Annotated in this window: 15 protein-coding genes and 1 pseudogene; 9 read left to right on the plus strand and 7 right to left on the minus strand. The window is 74.4% G+C overall.

What is annotated here, in order from left to right:
* Window positions 1-89: 89 nt before the first annotated feature.
* The 5 genes and pseudogenes from ACFV61_RS08960 to ACFV61_RS08980 all read right to left on the minus strand — a co-directional run.
* A pseudogene (locus ACFV61_RS08960) lies at window positions 90-797 on the minus strand (dihydroxy-acid dehydratase); the annotation flags it as partial.
* Between the two features lie 200 nt (window positions 798-997).
* Window positions 998-1,765, minus strand: a complete 768-nt coding sequence (locus ACFV61_RS08965; RefSeq protein WP_380490805.1) for a class I SAM-dependent methyltransferase — start codon at window positions 1,763-1,765, stop codon at window positions 998-1,000.
* Window positions 1,766-1,811: 46 nt separating this feature from the next.
* The gene (locus ACFV61_RS08970; RefSeq protein WP_079136295.1) at window positions 1,812-2,639 is read right to left on the minus strand and encodes a sugar phosphate isomerase/epimerase; all 828 of its coding nucleotides are present in this window, start codon (window positions 2,637-2,639) and stop codon (window positions 1,812-1,814) included.
* Window positions 2,640-3,187: 548 nt separating this feature from the next.
* Window positions 3,188-4,150 carry a Ppx/GppA family phosphatase gene (locus tag ACFV61_RS08975; protein WP_380375902.1) on the minus strand — a complete coding sequence of 321 codons (963 nt, stop codon included), beginning with the start codon at window positions 4,148-4,150 and terminating at the stop codon, window positions 3,188-3,190.
* Between the two features lie 97 nt (window positions 4,151-4,247).
* On the minus strand, window positions 4,248-5,099 hold the full coding sequence (locus tag ACFV61_RS08980) for a glycerophosphodiester phosphodiesterase (protein ID WP_380375901.1): 852 nt from the start codon (window positions 5,097-5,099) through the stop codon (window positions 4,248-4,250).
* Between the two features lie 267 nt (window positions 5,100-5,366).
* Between ACFV61_RS08980 and ACFV61_RS08985 the strand changes: the two genes are divergently transcribed.
* Complete coding sequence (locus tag ACFV61_RS08985; RefSeq protein ID WP_063348837.1) at window positions 5,367-6,203, plus strand: hypothetical protein; 837 nt, start codon at window positions 5,367-5,369, stop codon at window positions 6,201-6,203.
* Between the two features lie 66 nt (window positions 6,204-6,269).
* On the opposite strand, the gene ACFV61_RS08990 is transcribed toward ACFV61_RS08985, so the two are convergent.
* Both ACFV61_RS08990 and ACFV61_RS08995 read right to left on the minus strand, forming a co-directional pair.
* Window positions 6,270-7,439, minus strand: a complete 1,170-nt coding sequence (locus ACFV61_RS08990; RefSeq protein WP_063348836.1) for an NADH-quinone oxidoreductase subunit D — start codon at window positions 7,437-7,439, stop codon at window positions 6,270-6,272.
* Window positions 7,436-8,452 (minus strand): SAM-dependent methyltransferase, encoded by a 1,017-nt coding sequence (locus ACFV61_RS08995; protein ID WP_380486281.1) that lies wholly within the window; start codon window positions 8,450-8,452, stop codon window positions 7,436-7,438. Before ACFV61_RS08995 ends, ACFV61_RS08990 begins: the two co-directional genes overlap by 4 nt.
* Before the next feature lie 128 nt (window positions 8,453-8,580).
* Here ACFV61_RS08995 and ACFV61_RS09000 point away from each other — a divergent pair, with 128 nt between their 5' ends.
* The 8 genes from ACFV61_RS09000 to ACFV61_RS09035 all read left to right on the plus strand — a co-directional run bounded on the left by ACFV61_RS09000 (window position 8,581) and on the right by ACFV61_RS09035 (window position 16,615).
* On the plus strand, window positions 8,581-9,807 hold the full coding sequence (locus tag ACFV61_RS09000) for a sensor histidine kinase (RefSeq protein WP_380375895.1): 1,227 nt from the start codon (window positions 8,581-8,583) through the stop codon (window positions 9,805-9,807).
* A gap of 37 nt (window positions 9,808-9,844) precedes the next feature.
* Window positions 9,845-10,534 (plus strand): response regulator transcription factor, encoded by a 690-nt coding sequence (locus ACFV61_RS09005; protein WP_063348833.1) that lies wholly within the window; start codon window positions 9,845-9,847, stop codon window positions 10,532-10,534.
* 212 nt (window positions 10,535-10,746) lie between these two features.
* Window positions 10,747-11,676, plus strand: a complete 930-nt coding sequence (locus tag ACFV61_RS09010; protein WP_380375920.1) for a Rossmann-like and DUF2520 domain-containing protein — start codon at window positions 10,747-10,749, stop codon at window positions 11,674-11,676.
* Entirely contained in the window at window positions 11,676-12,581 is a 906-nt protein-coding gene (gene panC / locus ACFV61_RS09015; RefSeq protein WP_380490808.1) for a pantoate--beta-alanine ligase, read from the plus strand. Before ACFV61_RS09010 ends, panC begins: the two co-directional genes overlap by 1 nt.
* A 103-nt stretch (window positions 12,582-12,684) precedes the next feature.
* Complete coding sequence (gene panD / locus ACFV61_RS09020; protein WP_380490810.1) at window positions 12,685-13,134, plus strand: aspartate 1-decarboxylase; 450 nt, start codon at window positions 12,685-12,687, stop codon at window positions 13,132-13,134.
* A 16-nt stretch (window positions 13,135-13,150) separates the two neighbouring features.
* Entirely contained in the window at window positions 13,151-14,824 is a 1,674-nt protein-coding gene (locus ACFV61_RS09025) for an L-aspartate oxidase (RefSeq protein ID WP_380490812.1), read from the plus strand.
* Window positions 14,825-14,828: 4 nt separating this feature from the next.
* Complete coding sequence (gene nadC / locus ACFV61_RS09030) at window positions 14,829-15,800, plus strand: carboxylating nicotinate-nucleotide diphosphorylase (protein WP_063348830.1); 972 nt, start codon at window positions 14,829-14,831, stop codon at window positions 15,798-15,800.
* A 29-nt stretch (window positions 15,801-15,829) separates the two neighbouring features.
* Window positions 15,830-16,615 carry a type III pantothenate kinase gene (locus tag ACFV61_RS09035; protein WP_063348829.1) on the plus strand — a complete coding sequence of 262 codons (786 nt, stop codon included), beginning with the start codon at window positions 15,830-15,832 and terminating at the stop codon, window positions 16,613-16,615.
* The last annotated feature ends 123 nt before the right edge of the window (window positions 16,616-16,738 follow it).

Genomic DNA, 16,738 nt, shown 5'->3' on the forward strand with positions numbered 1-16,738 from the left:
GGGCGGTGCTGCGTCTGCTCGCGCCGTTCTCTCTGTTATAGAGTCCTCTCTCGCGCGCGCCCCCGCGCGCCCCCCCCCCCCCCCCGCCCGGCCCGCTCGTACAGGGCCTTGCGGGCGGTGTGGGTGGCGAGGACGGAGCCGTTGCCGGGCAGCGAGAGGCCGATGGCCTCGGTGAGGCAGTTCATCGAGTTGGCGGTGAACATGCCGGAGCACGAGCCGCAGGTGGGGCAGGCGTTCTCCTCGATGATCGCGATGTCCTCGTCGGAGACGTTCTCGTTGGCCGCCTGGGAGATCGCGTCGATCAGGTCGAGCCTGCGCACGGTGCCGTCGACGAGGGTGGCCTTGCCGGCCTCCATCGGGCCGCCGGAGACGAAGACGGTCGGGATGTTCAGGCGCAGCGCGGCCATCAGCATGCCCGGGGTGATCTTGTCGCAGTTGGAGATGCAGATCAGCGCGTCGGCGCAGTGCGCGTTGACCATGTACTCGACCGAGTCGGCGATCAGGTCGCGCGAGGGCAGCGAGTAGAGCATGCCGCCGTGGCCCATCGCGATGCCGTCGTCCACGGCGATGGTGTTGAACTCGCGCGGGATGCCGCCCGCCTGCTTGATCGCCTCGGAGACGATCCGGCCGACCGGCTGGAGGTGGGTGTGGCCCGGGACGAACTCGGTGAAGGAGTTGGCGACCGCGATGATCGGCTTGCCGAAGTCCTCGCGGGCTACGCCGGCGGCCCGGAGAAGCGCCCGGGCGCCTGCCATGTTGCGACCGTGGGTGACCGTACGGGACCTCAGCTCGGGCACTGTGCTCCACTCCTTCGGGGCTCTCGCCGGCGCCCCGCCGGTAGGAGGATGCGGGGGCCGCTGTGGCTACCGAGCCTACGCCCGCCGTCCAGGCGGCGGACGGTCCGTCCGCGATGCGGGCACGCGGGCGGGCCGTCCGGGCGCGGCGTGTTCCGGGCGGGGTGCGGGTCAGGCGGGGTGTGGGTCGGGCAAGGTGCAGGTCAGACCGGGGTGATGCCCACCGCCAGCTCCAGGACGTAGGGCTCGACCACCCAGCCGTCGGGGAACTCGGCGATCATCGCCTGCCGCTCGACGGCCAGCACCGGTTCGCGCTCGGCGGGGGACAGCGCGGCCATGAACGAGCGGGAGACCAGGTCGTCGAGCACGTGGTCGACGGTGGCCCGCCGCTCCCAGCGCAGCACCGCGCGTTCGACCGTCAGCCCGGCCGGGGCGAGGAGGGCGGTGAACTCGGCGACCCGGCCGTAGCCGTGGTAGTTGGGCAGCGCGGCGCTCAGCCGCTCCACCCGGGCCCGGACCCAGGGCACGGTCTCGTCGTGCACGTTCCACCAGACGGCGAGGGCGCCGCCGGGCCGCAGCACCCGGATCGCCTCGGGGATGGCCCGTTCGGTGCGGGTCCAGTGGAAGGACTGGGCGTAGCTGATCAGGTCCGCGGAGTCGTCGTGGAACGGCAGTTCGTCACCGCCGGCCCTGACCAGCGGCAGGCCCGGCGAGGAGGCCAGGAACTGGGCGGCCATGCCCGCGTTGGGCTCCACCGCGACGACGTCGGCGCCGCGCGCGGCCAGCAGCCGGGTGGCGATGCCGGTGCCGGCGCCGACGTCCAGCACCCGGGCGCCCTTGAGGCTGCGGCCGGACAACCGCTCCAGCGCCTCGAACAGCCCGTCCGGGTAGCCGGGGCGGCCCCGGTCGTACTCGGCGGCAACCCCGCCGAAGCTCTCGGCGATCTCCCGGAAGCCCTGTTGATCCGTCATCTCTCCCCCTACCCAAGGAAGTTCGCACCCAGCCGGGCGCGGCTCCTCAGCGTACGCGCGAGGGGGTGGCCAGGTGCAAGCGGGTGAAGGCGAGCGCCTCGGCCAGGTCGGCCTCGCGTTCGGCGGGGGACGCGGAGCGGCGGGTGTTGACCTCCAGCACCACGTGGCCGTCGAAACCGGTACGGGCCAGGTGCTCCAGCAGTTCGGCACAGGGCTGCTTGCCGCGGCCCGGGATCAGGTGTTCGTCCTTGCCGGAGCCGCTGCCGTCGGCGAGGTGGATGTGGGCGAGCCGGTCGCCCATCCGCTCGACCATGGCGAACGCGTCGATCCGGGAGGTGGCGACGTGCGAGAGGTCGATGGTGAAGTGCCGGTACTCCTCGTCGGTGACGTCCCAGCCCGGCGCGTAGGCCAGCACCTCGCGGTCGCGGTAGCGCCACGGGTACATGTTCTCCACCGCGAAGCGGACGTCGGTCTCGCCCGCCATCCGGTTGATGCCCGTCACGAAGTCCCGGGCGTACTGGCGCTGCCAGCGGAACGGCGGGTGGACCACGACGGCGCTCGCGCCGAGCTTCTCGGCCGCCGCCCGGGCCCGGACCAGCTTGGTCCACGGGTCGGTGGTCCACACCCGCTGGGTGATCAGCAGGCAGGGCGCGTGCACGGCCAGGATCGGCAGCTGGTGGGCGTCGGAGAGGCGGCGCAGGGCGTCGATGTCCTGGCTGACCGGGTCGTTCCAGACCATCACCTCGACCCCGTCGTAGCCGAGCTTGGCGGCCAGCTCGAAGGCGACGGCGGTGCCCGCCGGGTACACCGACGCGGTGGACAGGACCACCTTGGTGTCGGGGATGTGCAGGGCCGGGTGCGAGGGCAGCACCAGCCGGTCGGTGGTGCGCAGCAGCGGCGGGCGGGCGGCGTCGCGCCGGGCGGCCTTGACCGAGCGCACCGACTGGACGGCGGCCTTGGCGGCGCCGGCGGCCCGGGCGGTGCGGGTCTCCCGGGGGGCGGCCGTCGCGGCGGCCTTCCGCGTCCCGGACTTCCGCGCGTCGGGCTTCGCCCCGGCAGGCTGCTTCGCCTCGGACGTGTCCCCCGCGGGCCTCTTCGCCTCGGGCGCGGGCGACTGCTCGGCGGCCTTGCGCGCCGCGCTCTTGCGCCCGGTGCGCCGGGCCGCCTCGACGGCCTTCGCGGCCTGCGCCCCGGTGGCACCCTTGACGGCCTTGCCGAGTTTGCGGCGCGGGCCGTCCGGCCGCGGCTGCCCGTCCCCGGGAGCGCGGCCCTCCCGCGTCCCGTCCTCACCCGCTGGTTGCGCCACGGGAGACAGCGTAAGCGGACCGCGCTCCGAACGGGACCGGATCCCCGGCCGGCCCCGGCGGGAGCCGCCGGACGGGCCATGGGGCCCACGGTGTGGAGCCCTGCGGCGCGCGGGCCCTACGGGGTGAGGGCCGGGCGGCGGCGGTCGGCGGCGCCGTCCATGGCGTCCAGGCGGCGCAGGATGATGCCCTCGCGCAGCGCCCACGGGCAGACGTCCAGCTCGTCGAGGCCGAACAGGTCCATCGCGGCGTCCGCGACCAGTGCCCCGGCCAGCAGCTGCTTGGCGCGGCCCTCGGAGACGCCGGGGATCCGCGCCCGTTCCTCGACGGTCATCGAGGACAGTCGCGGCAGCCAGGCGGACAGCCCGCTGCGGGTGAGCCGGCGGTCGGCGTACGGGCCGGCGTCGGCGGGGGCGGCGCCGGTCATCCGGGCCAGCTGCTTGAAGGTCTTGGAGGTGGCGACGGCGTGCTGCGGCGCGCCGAGCCGGGCGACCTCGCCCACGACGGTGGCCATCTCGGCCCGGATGTGGCGTCTCAGCCCGCGCAGCCCGTCCGGGTCGGCGATGTCGCCGGGCAGCCAGCGGGCGGTGAGCCGGCCGGCGCCCAGCGGCAGCGAGCAGGCGACGTCGGGCTGCTCGTCCTGACCGCAGGCGATCTCCAGCGAGCCGCCGCCGATGTCCAGGTTGAGCAGTCGGCCCGAGGACCAGCCGAACCAGCGCCGGACGGCCAGGAAGGTGAGCCGGGCCTCGTCCTGCCCGGACAGCACCCGCAGCTCCACCCCGGTCTCCGTGGCGACCCGGCGCAGCACCTCCTCGCCGTTGGCGGCCTCCCGGACGGCGGAGGTGGCGAACGGCAGGATGTCGACGACGCCCTTGTCCTCCGCGACCCGCAGCGACGAGGCGATGTGGCCGACCAGCCGCTCGACGCCTGCCTCGCTTATCGCGCCGTCGTCGTCGAGCAGTTCGGCCAGCCGCAGCTCGGCCTTGTGCGAGTACGCGGGCAGCGGGGCGGCACCCGGATGGGCGTCCACCACGAGGAAGTGGACGGTGTTGGAACCTACGTCGAGTACACCGAGTCGCATAACTCTCCACGCTACGCGATCCGGCCCCGGACGAAACCGGTCTCGACCGTCTTCACACTGGTCCCGCCCGTACCCCGCCTCCGGCGACCGGACGCCCTCAGTGGCCGCGCGGTCCGGCCCGGCGCTCGGGGCGGCAGTTGGTGTCCACCCAGCGGCGGGCCCGGCCCGGGGTGTCCGTGATCAGGCCGTCCGCGTCCCGGGCCGACATCAGCTGCCAGGACTCCTCGTCGTCGAGCGTCCAGACGTACACCTCGCGGCCCGCCTTGCGCTCGGCGGCGATCCGGGAGGCGCTGGCCAGCGCCGCGTCCAGGGCGATGCCGCGCAGCGGCAGGTCGCCCGGGTCCTCGGCGATCGCGGAGCCCTGGATCAGCACGACCGGCAGGGCGGGCGCGGCGGCGTGGGCCTGGCGCAGGTGCTCCGCCGAGAACGAGTAGAGGACGACCCTGGCACCGCTGGCGGCGGCGATCCGGGCGATCCGGGTGACGTCCTCGGCGCGCTGCCACTTGATCTCCATCAGCAGGGTGGCGTTGCTGTCGGAGAGGCGCTTGAGCAGTTCCTGGAGGGTGGGGACGGGCTCGGTGGGGCCGGGGCCGACGGTCACTCCGAGGGCGGCGATCTGGGCGGCGGTGAGGTCGGCGACGGCGCCCTTGCCGTTGGTGGTGCGGTCCACCGTGGGGTCGTGCATCAGCACCGGGACGCCGTCCCTGGTGGTCTGGACGTCGGTCTCCAGCCAGTCGGCGCCCTGGTCGAGGGCGGTTTCGAAGGAGGCCATGGTGTTCTCGGGGGCGTTGCGCGGGGCACCCCGGTGACCGATCACCACCGGGGCGTCGCACGGCGGAGCGGCGGCGGCCGTCCGGGCCCGCAGCGCGGGCGCGGAGGCGCACCCGGCGGCCAGGACCGCGAGGGCGGCGAGGACGGCCGTGTGGGCGGCGCGGGGCGAGGCGGTCACGGCTCGGTGCTCCAGTGGTGATCCGGGGTGTTCCAGGGCATCCAATACGGGTCGACGCGAGATCATCAAACTGATCTGACAACCCGACAGTGGCGCCCGGTTCCCTCCAGCCTGCGGTCGGCCGGCCCTCGCCGACGCCACGGCGCACCCCGGATCACCCGGACGGGTCCCGGCCGGCCGGCCCGAAGGCTCTACCCTTGCCGGGTGGCACCAGCAGAAACGTCCAAGAAGAAGTCCAAGGCCTCCCCCGCCCCCGTCGACCTGGCGATGCCGACCCTGCGCGGCGAGAGCCCGCTCGGCGGGATCCCCCGTGACGAGGTCCCGCTCGACTTCCCGCGCGCCTGGGTCGAGTTCGCCGACCCCGACGACGAGGAGCAGGTGTTCCGCTGCGACCTCACCTGGCTGACCTCCCGCTGGGGTTGCGTCTTCGGCCAGGGCTGCCACGGCATCCGCGAGGGCCGCGGCGAGTCGGACGGCTGCTGCACGCTGGGCGCGCACTACTCGGACGAGGACGACGAGAAGCGCGTCCTCGGCCACGCGGCGCGGCTGACGCCCGAGCTGTGGGAGAACTTCGCGCACGGCACCGACGCCGCGGGCCGGATCACGTCCGACGGCGGCATCACCATGCTCGACGAGGACGGCGACCGCCAGACCCGCCGGGTCGGCGGGGCGTGCATCTTCGTGAACAGCCCCGGCTTCGCGGGCGGCGCCGGCTGCGCGCTGCACGCGCTGGCGCTCAAGGAGGGCCGGGAGCCGCTGGAGACGAAGCCGGACGTCTGCTGGCAGCTGCCGGTCCGCCGCACCTACGACTGGATCGACCGGCCGGACGACACCCGCTACCTCCAGGTCTCGATCGGCGAGTACGACCGCCGCGGCTGGGGCCCGGGCGGCCACGACCTGCACTGGTGGTGCACCGGCAGCCCGGCGGCGCACCAGGGGCCGGACCCGGTGTACGTCAGCTACCGCCCCGAGCTGACCGAGCTGATGGGCAAGGCGGCGTACGACGTGCTGGCCGGCCTGTGCGCGGAGCGGATCGCCACCAAGGGCGACCGCAAGGTGGCCCCGCACCCGGCCGACCCGGCCAAGCGGCCGAAGAAGGGCTGAGCCCGACAAACGCCGGGCCCGAAAAGCACGGGACCTGCGCAGGCCCGGCCCGCGAAGGGCCGGGCCCTACTTGTCGATGTCCCCGACGACGAAGAACATCGACCCGAGGATCGCCACCATGTCCGCGACCAGCGTCCCGGGCAGCAGCTCGGTCAGCGCCTGGACGTTGTTGAAGGACGCCGAGCGCAGCTTGAGCCGCCACGGCGTCTTGTCGCCGCGCGAGACCAGGTAGTAGCCGTTGATGCCGAGCGGGTTCTCGGTCCAGGAGTAGGTGCTGCCCTCGGGGGCCTTGAGCACCTTGGGCAGCCGCTGGTTGACCGGGCCGGGCGGCAGGGTGGCGATCTTGTCGAGGCAGGCGACGGCGAGGTCCAGCGAGTTGAGGGTCTGCTCCAGCAGGCACTCGAACCGGGCCAGGCAGTCGCCCTCCTCGCGGGTGACCACGGTGAGCACCTGCCGCAGCTCGTCGGAGTCGTACGCGAGGTAGGGCTCGTCGCGGCGCAGGTCGAGGTCGAGGCCGCTGGCGCGGGCGATCGGGCCGCTGACGCCGTACGCCTGGGCCTGGGCCCGGGTGAGGATGCCGACGCCGGCGGTGCGGGCGCGAAAGATCTCGTTGCCGAGGACGAGGTCCTCGAAGACCGGCAGCTGGGAGCGGACGGTGGCGACGGCGGTGCGGACGCGGCCGAGCCAGCCGGCCGGGAGGTCCTCCTTGAGGCCGCCGACCCGGTTGAACATGTAGTGCATGCGCCCGCCGGAGGCCTCCTCCAGGACGTGCTGGAGGTCCTCGCGGCCGGTGAAGGCGTGGAAGATCGGGGTGATGCCGCCGAGTTCCAGCGGGTAGGAGCCGAGGAACATCAGGTGGTTGAGCACCCGGTTGAGTTCGGCGAGCAGGGTGCGGATCCACACCGCCCGCTCGGGGACCTCCATGCCGAGCATCCGCTCGACGCCGAGGACGACGCCGAGCTCGTTGCCGAAGGCGGAGAGCCAGTCGTGCCGGTTGGCCAGCATGATGATCTGCCGGTAGTCGCGGGCCTCGAACAGTTTCTCCGCGCCCCGGTGCATGTAGCCGATCACCGGCTCGGCGGTGATGATCCGCTCGCCGTCGAGCACCAGCCGCAGCCGCAGCACGCCGTGCGTGGCGGGGTGCTGCGGGCCGATGTTGAGCACCATGTCGGTGGTGCCCGCCTCGCCGGTGAAGTTCTCGGCTCCCGCCCCGATGCCGACCGTGGTCTCCCTCATGGGGTCAGAGTCTGCCACCCCGGCAGGGCGGCCAGGGCCTCCGGTACCGGCATGCGGACGGCCTGGGCGAGCCAGCCGAACGCGCCGAGCCCGGCCGGGTCGGTCAGTTCGGCGCCCTCGCCGGCCCCGCCGAGCGCCCGCAGGTAGCCGGCCGGGTCGCTGGAGGCGAGCGCGAGCGGCGGCCGGGCACCGCTCACGCCGAGGGCGCGCAGGGCGTCCCGCTGGGTTGTCCACAGGCTGTGGAGACCAGGTGCGGCGACGGAGTCCAGAGCAACGTGCGCGGTGACGTCGCAGGAGCCGTCCGGCACCGGCGAAACCTCGCGGCCGCCCCGGAAGCCGGTCAGGGTGCCGAACAGCGGGCGCCGGTCGGCGGTGTGCCCGTAGTCGACGGCGACGGCCAGGCCGCGCTCCAGCCCGGCGACGGCCCGCGCCCAGGCGGCGTCCCGGGTACCGCCGAACTCCACGGAGTCCCCGGGGTGCCCGACCGGCCACCAGCGCTCGGCCCAGGCCGCGTCGGCCGCCGAGGCGGGCCCGCCGAGCCGCTCCCCGCCGGTCGCGGTGTCCACCTCCCGGTAGCGCAGCACCCCGCCGTCGTCGACCTCGCCGACGTCCAGCGGCACGTTGTCCAGCCATTCGTTGGCGAACAGCAGCCCGGTGACGCCGCGCGGCACCTCGTCCGTCCACAGGGCTGTGGACGGCAGGTCCGCCGGGCGCCGCGCGATCTCCACGCCGTACGGGCGCAGCCGCGCCAGCACCTCGCCGGGCAGTTCGGCCAGCACCCCGGTGAGCAGTTCACCGCGCCCGGCCCCGACGTCGACGAGGGCCAGCTCCTCCGGACGGCCTAGGGCGGCGTCAACCTCCAGCAGCAGCCGGGCCACCGCGCGGGCGAACCGCGGCGAGGCGTGCACCGAGGTGCGGAAGTGCCCGGCCGGGCCCTCCGACCTGCGGTAGAAGCCGCCGTCCGGGTCGTACAGGGCCTGCTCCATGGCGGGCGCCCACCGCATCCAAGTCATAGCGCGGGACGCTACCCGCAGCCGGGCGCGCCCTCCCCACCGGTACGGTGCGTCTCCGACCTACGGAGTAGGACGGATCGCCCTACCGGCGGACCTGAACACGCCAGGTGACTGCCTAGGCTGGAGACGTGCATCGACTCAACGCCTGGCTCCGCCGTCACCCCGTGGTGGTCGACGCCGCCTGGGCTGCGATGGTGCTCTTCGTCGGCCTGCTGCCGAACGACAGTTTCAGCGACGGCTGGCGCTTCGACGCACAGATCCTGATCGCGGTGCTGCTGCCCGCGCTGATGGTCTTCCGCCGACGCTTCCCCGACGTCACCGTGGCGGCCGCCACCGGCCTCGGCCTCGGCCAGGTGGCCGCCGACGTCCTCCCGGCCGCCTCCTCCCTCGCCTACCTGGTGTTCGCGTACACCGGCGCCGCCTTCGGCCAGAAGTGGACGTCCCGGCTGGCACTGGTCGCCGGGCTGGCCGCCGGGCCCCTGGTGTTCTGGCAGCTCCACCCGCTGAAGACGGTCGCCAACGGCGCCGGGGACTACCACACCCGCCCGTACTCCTTCGGCGAGGCGGCGCTGATCACGCTGCTGATGAGCACCCCGTTCATCCTGTGCTGGGCATGGGGCCGGCTGACCAGGGTGCGCCGCGCCTACCTGACCGAGCTGGAGGACCGCGCCGCCCGGCTGGAGCGCGAGCGGGACGCCCAGTCCAAGGTGGCGGTGGCCGCCGAGCGCGCCCGGATCGCCCGCGAGCTGCACGACGTGGTCGCACACAACGTCTCGGTGATGATCGTCCAGGCCGACGGCGCCGCGTACGTGCTCGACAACTCGCCGCAGCAGGCGAAGGAGGCGCTCGGCACGATCGCGTCCACCGGCCGGCAGGCGCTGGTCGAGATGCGCCGCCTGCTGGGCGTGCTGCGCACCGCCGACACCGCCGAGGAGTACGTGCCGCAGCCCGGCGTCGAGGAGCTGCCGGAGCTGCTGGAGCAGGTCCGCACGGCCGGGCTGCAGGTGGACTACGCGACCTCCGGGCATCCGCGCGAGCTGCCGCGCGGCGTCGAGCTGACGGTCTACCGGATCGTCCAGGAGGCGCTGACCAACGTCCGCAAGCACGGCGGCCCCGACGTGCACGCCCGGGTCGCGGTCGACTTCGGCGAGCGCGAGCTGGCCGTCCTGGTCGAGGACGACGGCCGAGGCAGCACCGACGAGCAACTGGCCGTCGGCGGCACGGACGGCCTCGGCCACGGCCTGATCGGCATGCGCGAGCGGGTCGGCATGGTCAGCGGCAGCCTCGACGTGGGCCCCCGCCCCGGCGGCGGCTTCCGGATCCGCGCCATCCTGCCGCTCAAGGCGGCCCACTAACCCCCCGGTCCCCCCGACGCCCCCTGAAGGAGCCACCTTGACCATCCGCGTGATGCTCGTCGACGACCAGGAACTGCTGCGCACCGGCTTCCGGATGATCCTGCAGTCGCAGGGCGACATCGAGATCGTCGCCGAGGCCGGCGACGGCGCCCGGGCCCTGGAGGAGCTGCGGCACACCCAGGTGGACGTGATCCTGATGGACGTGCGGATGCCGCGCCTGGACGGGGTGCAGACCACCCGCCGGATCTGCCTGGCCGAGGACGGCAGCCCCGTGCCCAACGCCCCGCACGTGCTCATCCTGACCACCTTCGACCTGGACGAGTACGCCTTCGCCGCGCTCAAGGCCGGCGCCAGCGGCTTCCTGCTCAAGGACGTCCCGCCGACCGAGCTGGTGGCCGCGATCCGCGCGGTGCACGGCGGGGACGCGGTGGTCGCGCCGACCACCACCCGCCGCATGATCGACCGCTTCGCCGAGGTGCTGCCGACCCCGCAGAGCGCGCCCGGCTCGGACGCCCTCGGGCCGCTGACCGAGCGGGAGCGGGAGGTGTTCCTGCTGGTCGCCCAGGGGCTGTCGAACGGCGAGATCGCGGCCCGGCTGGTGCTCTCCGAGGCCACCGTGAAGACCCACGTCGGCCGGATCCTGGCCAAGCTCGGCCTGCGCGACCGGGTCCAGGCCGTGGTGCTCGCCTACGAGGCCGGGCTGATCCGGGCCGGGGCGACGGACTGAGCGGCCCCGGGCACCCCCCGGGCGTCCCGTGGAGGACCCCGTGGAGGACCGGCTGAGCGCCCGTAGAATGGGCCGGTACGTCCGGTACCCGAAGAGGACCGGAACGAGGAGCTAAGGACGAGGGCCGGGCCGTGAACACGTCCGACAGTGCCGACCACGCCGCCGACGGCGGGTTCGCCCCGCTCGCCGACGGCTTCGGCGATCCGAGCCACCTGAACGACCCGCGCCACCCGAGCTACCCCGACGACCCGGCCGACCCCGGCAACCGCCCGGCCCGGCTGGCCGTCGGCGTGGTCGGCACCGGCCGGGTCGGCCCGGCACTGGGCGCCGCCCTGCAGCTCGCCGGGCACACCGTGGTCGCCGCCTCCGGGGTGTCCGCCACCTCCCGCCGCCGCGCCGAGGCACTGCTGCCGGGGGTGCGGATCGTCACCCCGCCGCAGGTGCTGGCCGCCGCCGACCTGGTGCTGCTCACCGTGCCGGACGACACGCTGGCCGACCTGGTGGCCGGCCTCGCCGCGACCGGCGCCGTCCGCCCCGGGCAGCTGCTGGTGCACACCTCCGGCGCACACGGCGTCGGCATCCTGGAGCCCGCCACCCGGGCCGGGGCGCTGCCGCTGGCGCTGCACCCGGCGATGACCTTCACCGGCACCTCCGTCGACCTGGACCGGCTGGCCGGCTGCCCGTTCGGGGTGACCGCCCCCGAGGAGCTGCGGCCGGTCGCCGAGGCGCTGGTGGTGGAGATGGGCGGCGAGCCGGAGTGGGTGCCGGAGCAGGTCCGCCCGCTCTACCACACGGCCCTCGCGCACGGCGCGAACCACCTGGTCACCCTGGTCGCGCAGGCGATGGACCTGCTGCGCACGGCCGGCGTCGCCGAGCCCGGCCGGCTGCTCGGCCCGCTGCTCGGCGCCGCCCTGGACAACAGCCTGCGCTCCGGCGACGCGGCCCTCACCGGCCCGGTCGCCCGGGGCGACGCGGGCACCGTGCGGCGCCACCTGGCGCAGCTCAGTACGGTGTCCCCGGACATCCCGGCGGCCTACCGCGCGATGGCCCGCGCCACCGCGCAACGGGCGCTCGCCAACGGGACGATCGACGAAGCGTCGGCGGCGGCGCTGCTGGACGTACTGAACGAGGAGAATCGCTAATGGCACGCGGAAAGCAGCCGGTCAGGACCCAGCGGGCGCCGAAGGTCCACCGGGCCGTCGTCACCCACACCGTGGACGACTTCGAGGCCGCGTTCTGGCCGGACGAGCGCCCGGTCGACAACGCCGTCGTGATGACCATGGGCGCGCTGCACGAGGGCCACGCCGCGCTGATCCGGGCCGCCCGCAAGCAGGTCGGCCAGGAGGGCCGGGTCGCGGTGACGGTCTTCGTCAACCCGCTGCAGTTCGGCCCGGCCGAGGACCTGGAGCGCTACCCGCGCAGCCTGGACGAGGACGTGAAGCTGGCCGAGGAGAACGGCGCCGACGTGGTGTTCGCGCCCTCCGTCGACGAGGTGTACCCGAACGGCCGGCCGCAGGTGCGCCTGTCGGCCGGCCCGATGGGCGAGCGCTTCGAGGGCGCCACCCGCCCCGGCCACTTCGACGGCGTGCTGACCGTCGTCGCCAAGCTGCTGCACATCACCGACCCGGACTTCGCGTTCTTCGGCGAGAAGGACGCGCAGCAGCTCGCGATCATCCAGCGGATGGTCGCCGACCTGGACTTCGACGTCGAGGTGGTCGGGGTGCCGACCGCCCGCGAGGAGGACGGGCTGGCGCGCTCCTCGCGCAACCGCTACCTCTCCGCCGACGAGCGCGAGCAGGCCCTCGCCCTCTCCAAGGCGCTGTTCGCCGGCCGGGACGCCGCCGCCCAGGGCCCGAAGGCCGTCCGCGAGGCCGCCTCGGCGGTCCTGGACGCGGCCGAGGGCATCAACCTCGACTACCTCGCCCTGGTCGACCCGCACGACTTCAGCGAAGCGGCGGACGACTTCCAGGGCGCGGCGGTGCTGGCCGTCGCCGCGACGGTGGGTTCCACCCGCCTGATCGACAACGTCCACGTCATCTGCCGCTAGGTCCTGTCCGGCCGGACAGGACCTGGGCAGCCGGCCACCCGGCACGGAACCGTTCGGTAAGAGCTCCCCTTTAGGCATGCACTCACAGGAGGCGTGACCCGCAATGCTCCGCACCATGCTCAAGTCCAAGATCCACCGGGCCACCGTGACCCAGGCCGACCTGCACTACGTCGGCTCCGTCACGGTGGACGAGGACCTGCTCGACGCCGCCGACCTGCTCCCCGGCGAGCTGGTCCACATCGTCGACATCAACAACGGCGCCCGGCTGGAGACCTACACCATCGCCGGCCCGCGCGGCTCCGGCGTGATCGGCATCAACGGCGCCGCCGCCCGCCTGGTCCACCCCGGCGACCTGGTCATACTCATCGCCTACGGGCAGATGGACACGGCCGAGGCCAAGAGCTACGCACCGAGCATCGTCTTCGTGGACGAGCGGAACCGGATCACCGGCCTGGGCGGCGGCCCCGCCGAGGCCCCGGAGGGCACCGGACTGCTCCGCGGCGACGAGGCGTACGGTGACGGCAACGGCGCGGCCCCGACCGCCGCGCGCTGAAGGAGCCACTGACGCCATGTCCGCCACGCACCGCCTCACCGCCCCGGCCCCCGGCTGGACCGCCACCACCGACGTGGTCGTGGTCGGCTCCGGGGTGGCCGGCCTCACCGTCGCCCTCAACGCCCGCAAGGCCGGTCTGCGGACCATGGTGGTCACCAAGGCGATGCTGGACGACGGCTCCACCCGCTGGGCCCAGGGCGGCATCGCGGCCGCCCTGGGCGAGGGCGACACCCCCGCGCAGCACCTGGACGACACCCTGGTGGCCGGCGCCGGGATCTGTGACGAGGAGGCCGTGCGCACCCTGGTCACCGAGGGCCCGGACGCCGTCCGCCGGCTGATCGCCGTCGGCGCCGCCTTCGACCGCGGCACCGACGGCGAGATCCTGCTCACCCGCGAGGGCGGCCACCACCGCCGCCGGATCGCGCACGCCGGCGGGGACGCCACCGGCGCCGAGATATCGCGAGCCCTGGTGGAAGCCGTCCGCAGCGACCCCGGCGTCGAGCTGATCGAGCACGCCCTCGTCCTCGACCTGCTCACCGACGCCGACGGGCACGCCGCCGGCCTCACCCTGCACGTGATGGGCGAGGGCCAGCGCGACGGCGTCGGCGCCGTCCGGGCCCGCGCGGTGGTGCTCGCCACCGGCGGCATGGGCCAGGTCTTCTCCGCCACCACCAACCCGGCGGTCTCCACCGGCGACGGCGTGGCGCTCGCCCTGCGGGCCGGCGCCGCCGTCACCGACCTGGAGTTCGTCCAGTTCCACCCGACCGTGCTCTGGCTCGGCCCGGAGGCCGAGGGCCAGCAGCCGCTGGTCTCCGAGGCGGTCCGCGGCGAGGGCGCCCACCTGGTGGACGCGCACGGCACCCGCTTCATGCTCGGGCAGCACGAGCTGGCCGAACTGGCCCCGCGCGACATCGTCGCCAAGGCGATCACCCGGCGCATGCAGGAGCAGGGCGCCGAGCACATGTACCTGGACGGGCGGCACTTCGGCGCCGAGATGTGGGAGCAGCGCTTCCCGACCATCCTCGCCTCCTGCCGCGCGCACGGCATCGACCCGGTCACCGAGCCGATCCCGGTCGCCCCGGCCGCGCACTACGCCTCCGGCGGCATCCGCACCGACCGGCACGGCCGCACCAGCGTCCCCGGCCTGTACGCCTGCGGCGAGGTCGCCTGCACCGGGGTGCACGGCGCCAACCGGCTGGCCTCCAACTCGCTGCTGGAGGGCTTGGTCTTCGCCGAGCGGATCGCCGCCGACCTCGCCGACCGGCACCGCCACGGCGCGCTGCCCGAGCGCGCCGTGGACGTCGCTGCCGCCCGCGCCGCACGGCCGGTGCCGCTGCCCGCCCCCGAGTCGCGCGCCGAGATCCAGCGGCTGATGTCGCGCGGCGCCGGCGTGCTGCGCTCGGCCGCCTCGATGGCCGGCGCCGCCGCCGGGCTGGCCCTGCTCGCCGAGCAGGCCCACGCGCACGTCGCCGAGGAGAAGCCCGCCGACCCGCGGGTGGAGACCTGGGAGGCCGCCAACCTGCTGCTGGTCTCCACCGCGCTGGTCGCGGCCGCCGCGCAGCGCGAGGAGACCCGCGGCTGCCACTGGCGCGAGGACTTCCCCGAGCGCGACGACGCCCACTGGCGGCGCCACCTGATCACCACCCTCACCGCCTCCGGCGACCCCGTCAGCACCCCTGAGGAGCAGTAGAACCATGACCCACTCCCACGAGGAACTCCCCCTGGCCGACGCCCAGGGCGGCTGCGGCGACGGCTGCGCCTGCGGGGACGGCGAGGGCTACGAGACCGGCCTGGACCCGCAGTTGGCCGAGCTGCTGGAGCAGGCCGGACTGGACCCGATCGAGGTCGAGGACATCGCCACCCTGGCGCTGGCCGAGGACCTGGCCGGCGGCGAGGACGTCACCTCGGTGGCCACCGTGCCCGCCGAGGCCGTCGCCACCGCCGACTTCACCGCCCGCCAGGCCGGTGTGGTGGCCGGCCTGCGGATCGCCGAGGCGGTCGTCTCGCTGATCTGCGAGGAGGAGTTCGAGGTCGAGCGGCACGTCCAGGACGGCGACCGGGTCGAGGCCGGCCAGGTGCTGCTGTCGGTCCGCTCCCGCACCCGCGACCTGCTCACCGCCGAGCGCAGCGCGCTCAACCTGCTCTGCCACCTGTCCGGCATCGCCACCGCGACCCGCGCCTGGGCCGACGCCCTGGAGGGCACCGGCGCCGTCGTCCGGGACACCCGCAAGACGACCCCGGGCCTGCGCGCGCTGGAGAAGTTCGCGGTGCGCTGCGGCGGCGGCGCCAACCACCGGATGGCCCTGTCCGACGCCGCCCTGGTCAAGGACAACCACGTGGTCGCGGCCGGCGGCGTCGCCGAGGCCTTCCGGGCCGTCAAGGCCGCCTACCCCGACCTGCCGGTCGAGATCGAGGTCGACACCCTGGAGCAGATCCCGCCGGTGCTGGCGGCCGGGGCCGACCTGATCCTGCTGGACAACTTCACCGTCCCGCAGCTGAAGGAGGCCGTCGAGCTGGTGGCCGGCCGGGCGAAGCTGGAGGCCTCCGGCGGCCTGACCCTGGCCACCGCGCGCGAGGTCGCCCAGACTGGTGTCGACTACCTGGCGGTGGGCGCGCTCACCCACTCCTCGCCGATCCTGGACATCGGCCTCGACCTGCGCGCCTGACCCTCGTCCCGACTCGCAGAAAGCGCCCCATGCTCCTCACCATCGACGTCGGCAACACCCAGACCACGCTCGGCCTGTTCGACGGCGAGGACGTGGTGGAACATTGGCGGATCTCGACCGATTCGCGCCGCACGGCCGATGAACTGGCAGTGCTGCTACAGGGGTTGATGGGCAACCACACCGCGGTCCGGGAGGCCGCGGTGGAGGGCCTGGCGATCTGCTCGTCCGTTCCCGCCGTGCTCCACGAGCTGCGCGAGGTGACCCGCCGCTACTACGGCGACGTCCCCGCGGTGATCGTGGAGCCCGGCGTGAAGACCGGGGTGCACGTCCTGATGGACAACCCCAAGGAGGTCGGCGCCGACCGGATCGTCAACGCCCTGGCCGCCAACCACCTGTACGGCGGCCCGTGCATCGTGGTCGACTTCGGCACCGCCACCACCTTCGACGCCGTCAACGCCCGCGGCGACTACGTGGGCGGCGCGATCGCCCCCGGCATCGAGATCTCGGTCGAGGCGCTCGGCCTGCGCGGCGCCCAACTGCGCAAGATCGAGCTGGCCAAGCCCCGCAACGTGATCGGCAAGAACACCGTCGAGGGCATGCAGTCCGGCATCCTGTACGGCTTCGCGGGCCAGGTCGACGGCCTGGTCGACCGGATGGCCAAGGAGCTGTCCAAGGACCCGGACGACGTCCAGGTGATCGCCACCGGCGGGCTGGCCCCCCTGGTCCTCGGCGAGGCCTCCACCATCGACGTGCACGAGCCCTGGCTCACCCTGATCGGCCTGCGCCTGGTCTTCGAGCGCAACCGCCCGGCCTGACCGGCCCCCAGGGCCCACCGTCGGGGGGGGGCCGGCCCGGGGGGGGGGGGGGGCGCGCCGCCGCCCCCCCCCCCCCCCCCCCCCGCCGCCCGGGCGCGCGGGGGGGGGGGGGGGGGCCGGGAC

It is taken from the genome of Kitasatospora sp. NPDC059817 (assembly GCF_042731835.1).
In the GTDB taxonomy this organism is placed as follows: domain Bacteria; phylum Actinomycetota; class Actinomycetes; order Streptomycetales; family Streptomycetaceae; genus Kitasatospora.

Bases quoted from the DNA above. Each gene is read 5' to 3' on its own strand.
- ACFV61_RS08990 (WP_063348836.1), bottom strand. From the start codon at position 7,439: ATGAGGGAGACCACGGTCGGCATCGGGGCGGGAGCCGAGAACTTCACC.
- panC (WP_380490808.1), top strand. From the start codon at position 11,676: ATGGCACGCGGAAAGCAGCCGGTCAGGACCCAGCGGGCGCCGAAGGTC.
- ACFV61_RS09035 (WP_063348829.1), top strand. From the start codon at position 15,830: ATGCTCCTCACCATCGACGTCGGCAACACCCAGACCACGCTCGGCCTG.
- nadC (WP_063348830.1), top strand. From the start codon at position 14,829: ATGACCCACTCCCACGAGGAACTCCCCCTGGCCGACGCCCAGGGCGGC.
- panD (WP_380490810.1), top strand. From the start codon at position 12,685: ATGCTCCGCACCATGCTCAAGTCCAAGATCCACCGGGCCACCGTGACC.
- ACFV61_RS08965 (WP_380490805.1), bottom strand. From the start codon at position 1,765: ATGACGGATCAACAGGGCTTCCGGGAGATCGCCGAGAGCTTCGGCGGG.
- ACFV61_RS09025 (WP_380490812.1), top strand. From the start codon at position 13,151: ATGTCCGCCACGCACCGCCTCACCGCCCCGGCCCCCGGCTGGACCGCC.
- ACFV61_RS08975 (WP_380375902.1), bottom strand. From the start codon at position 4,150: ATGCGACTCGGTGTACTCGACGTAGGTTCCAACACCGTCCACTTCCTC.
- ACFV61_RS08995 (WP_380486281.1), bottom strand. From the start codon at position 8,452: ATGACTTGGATGCGGTGGGCGCCCGCCATGGAGCAGGCCCTGTACGAC.
- ACFV61_RS08985 (WP_063348837.1), top strand. From the start codon at position 5,367: ATGCCGACCCTGCGCGGCGAGAGCCCGCTCGGCGGGATCCCCCGTGAC.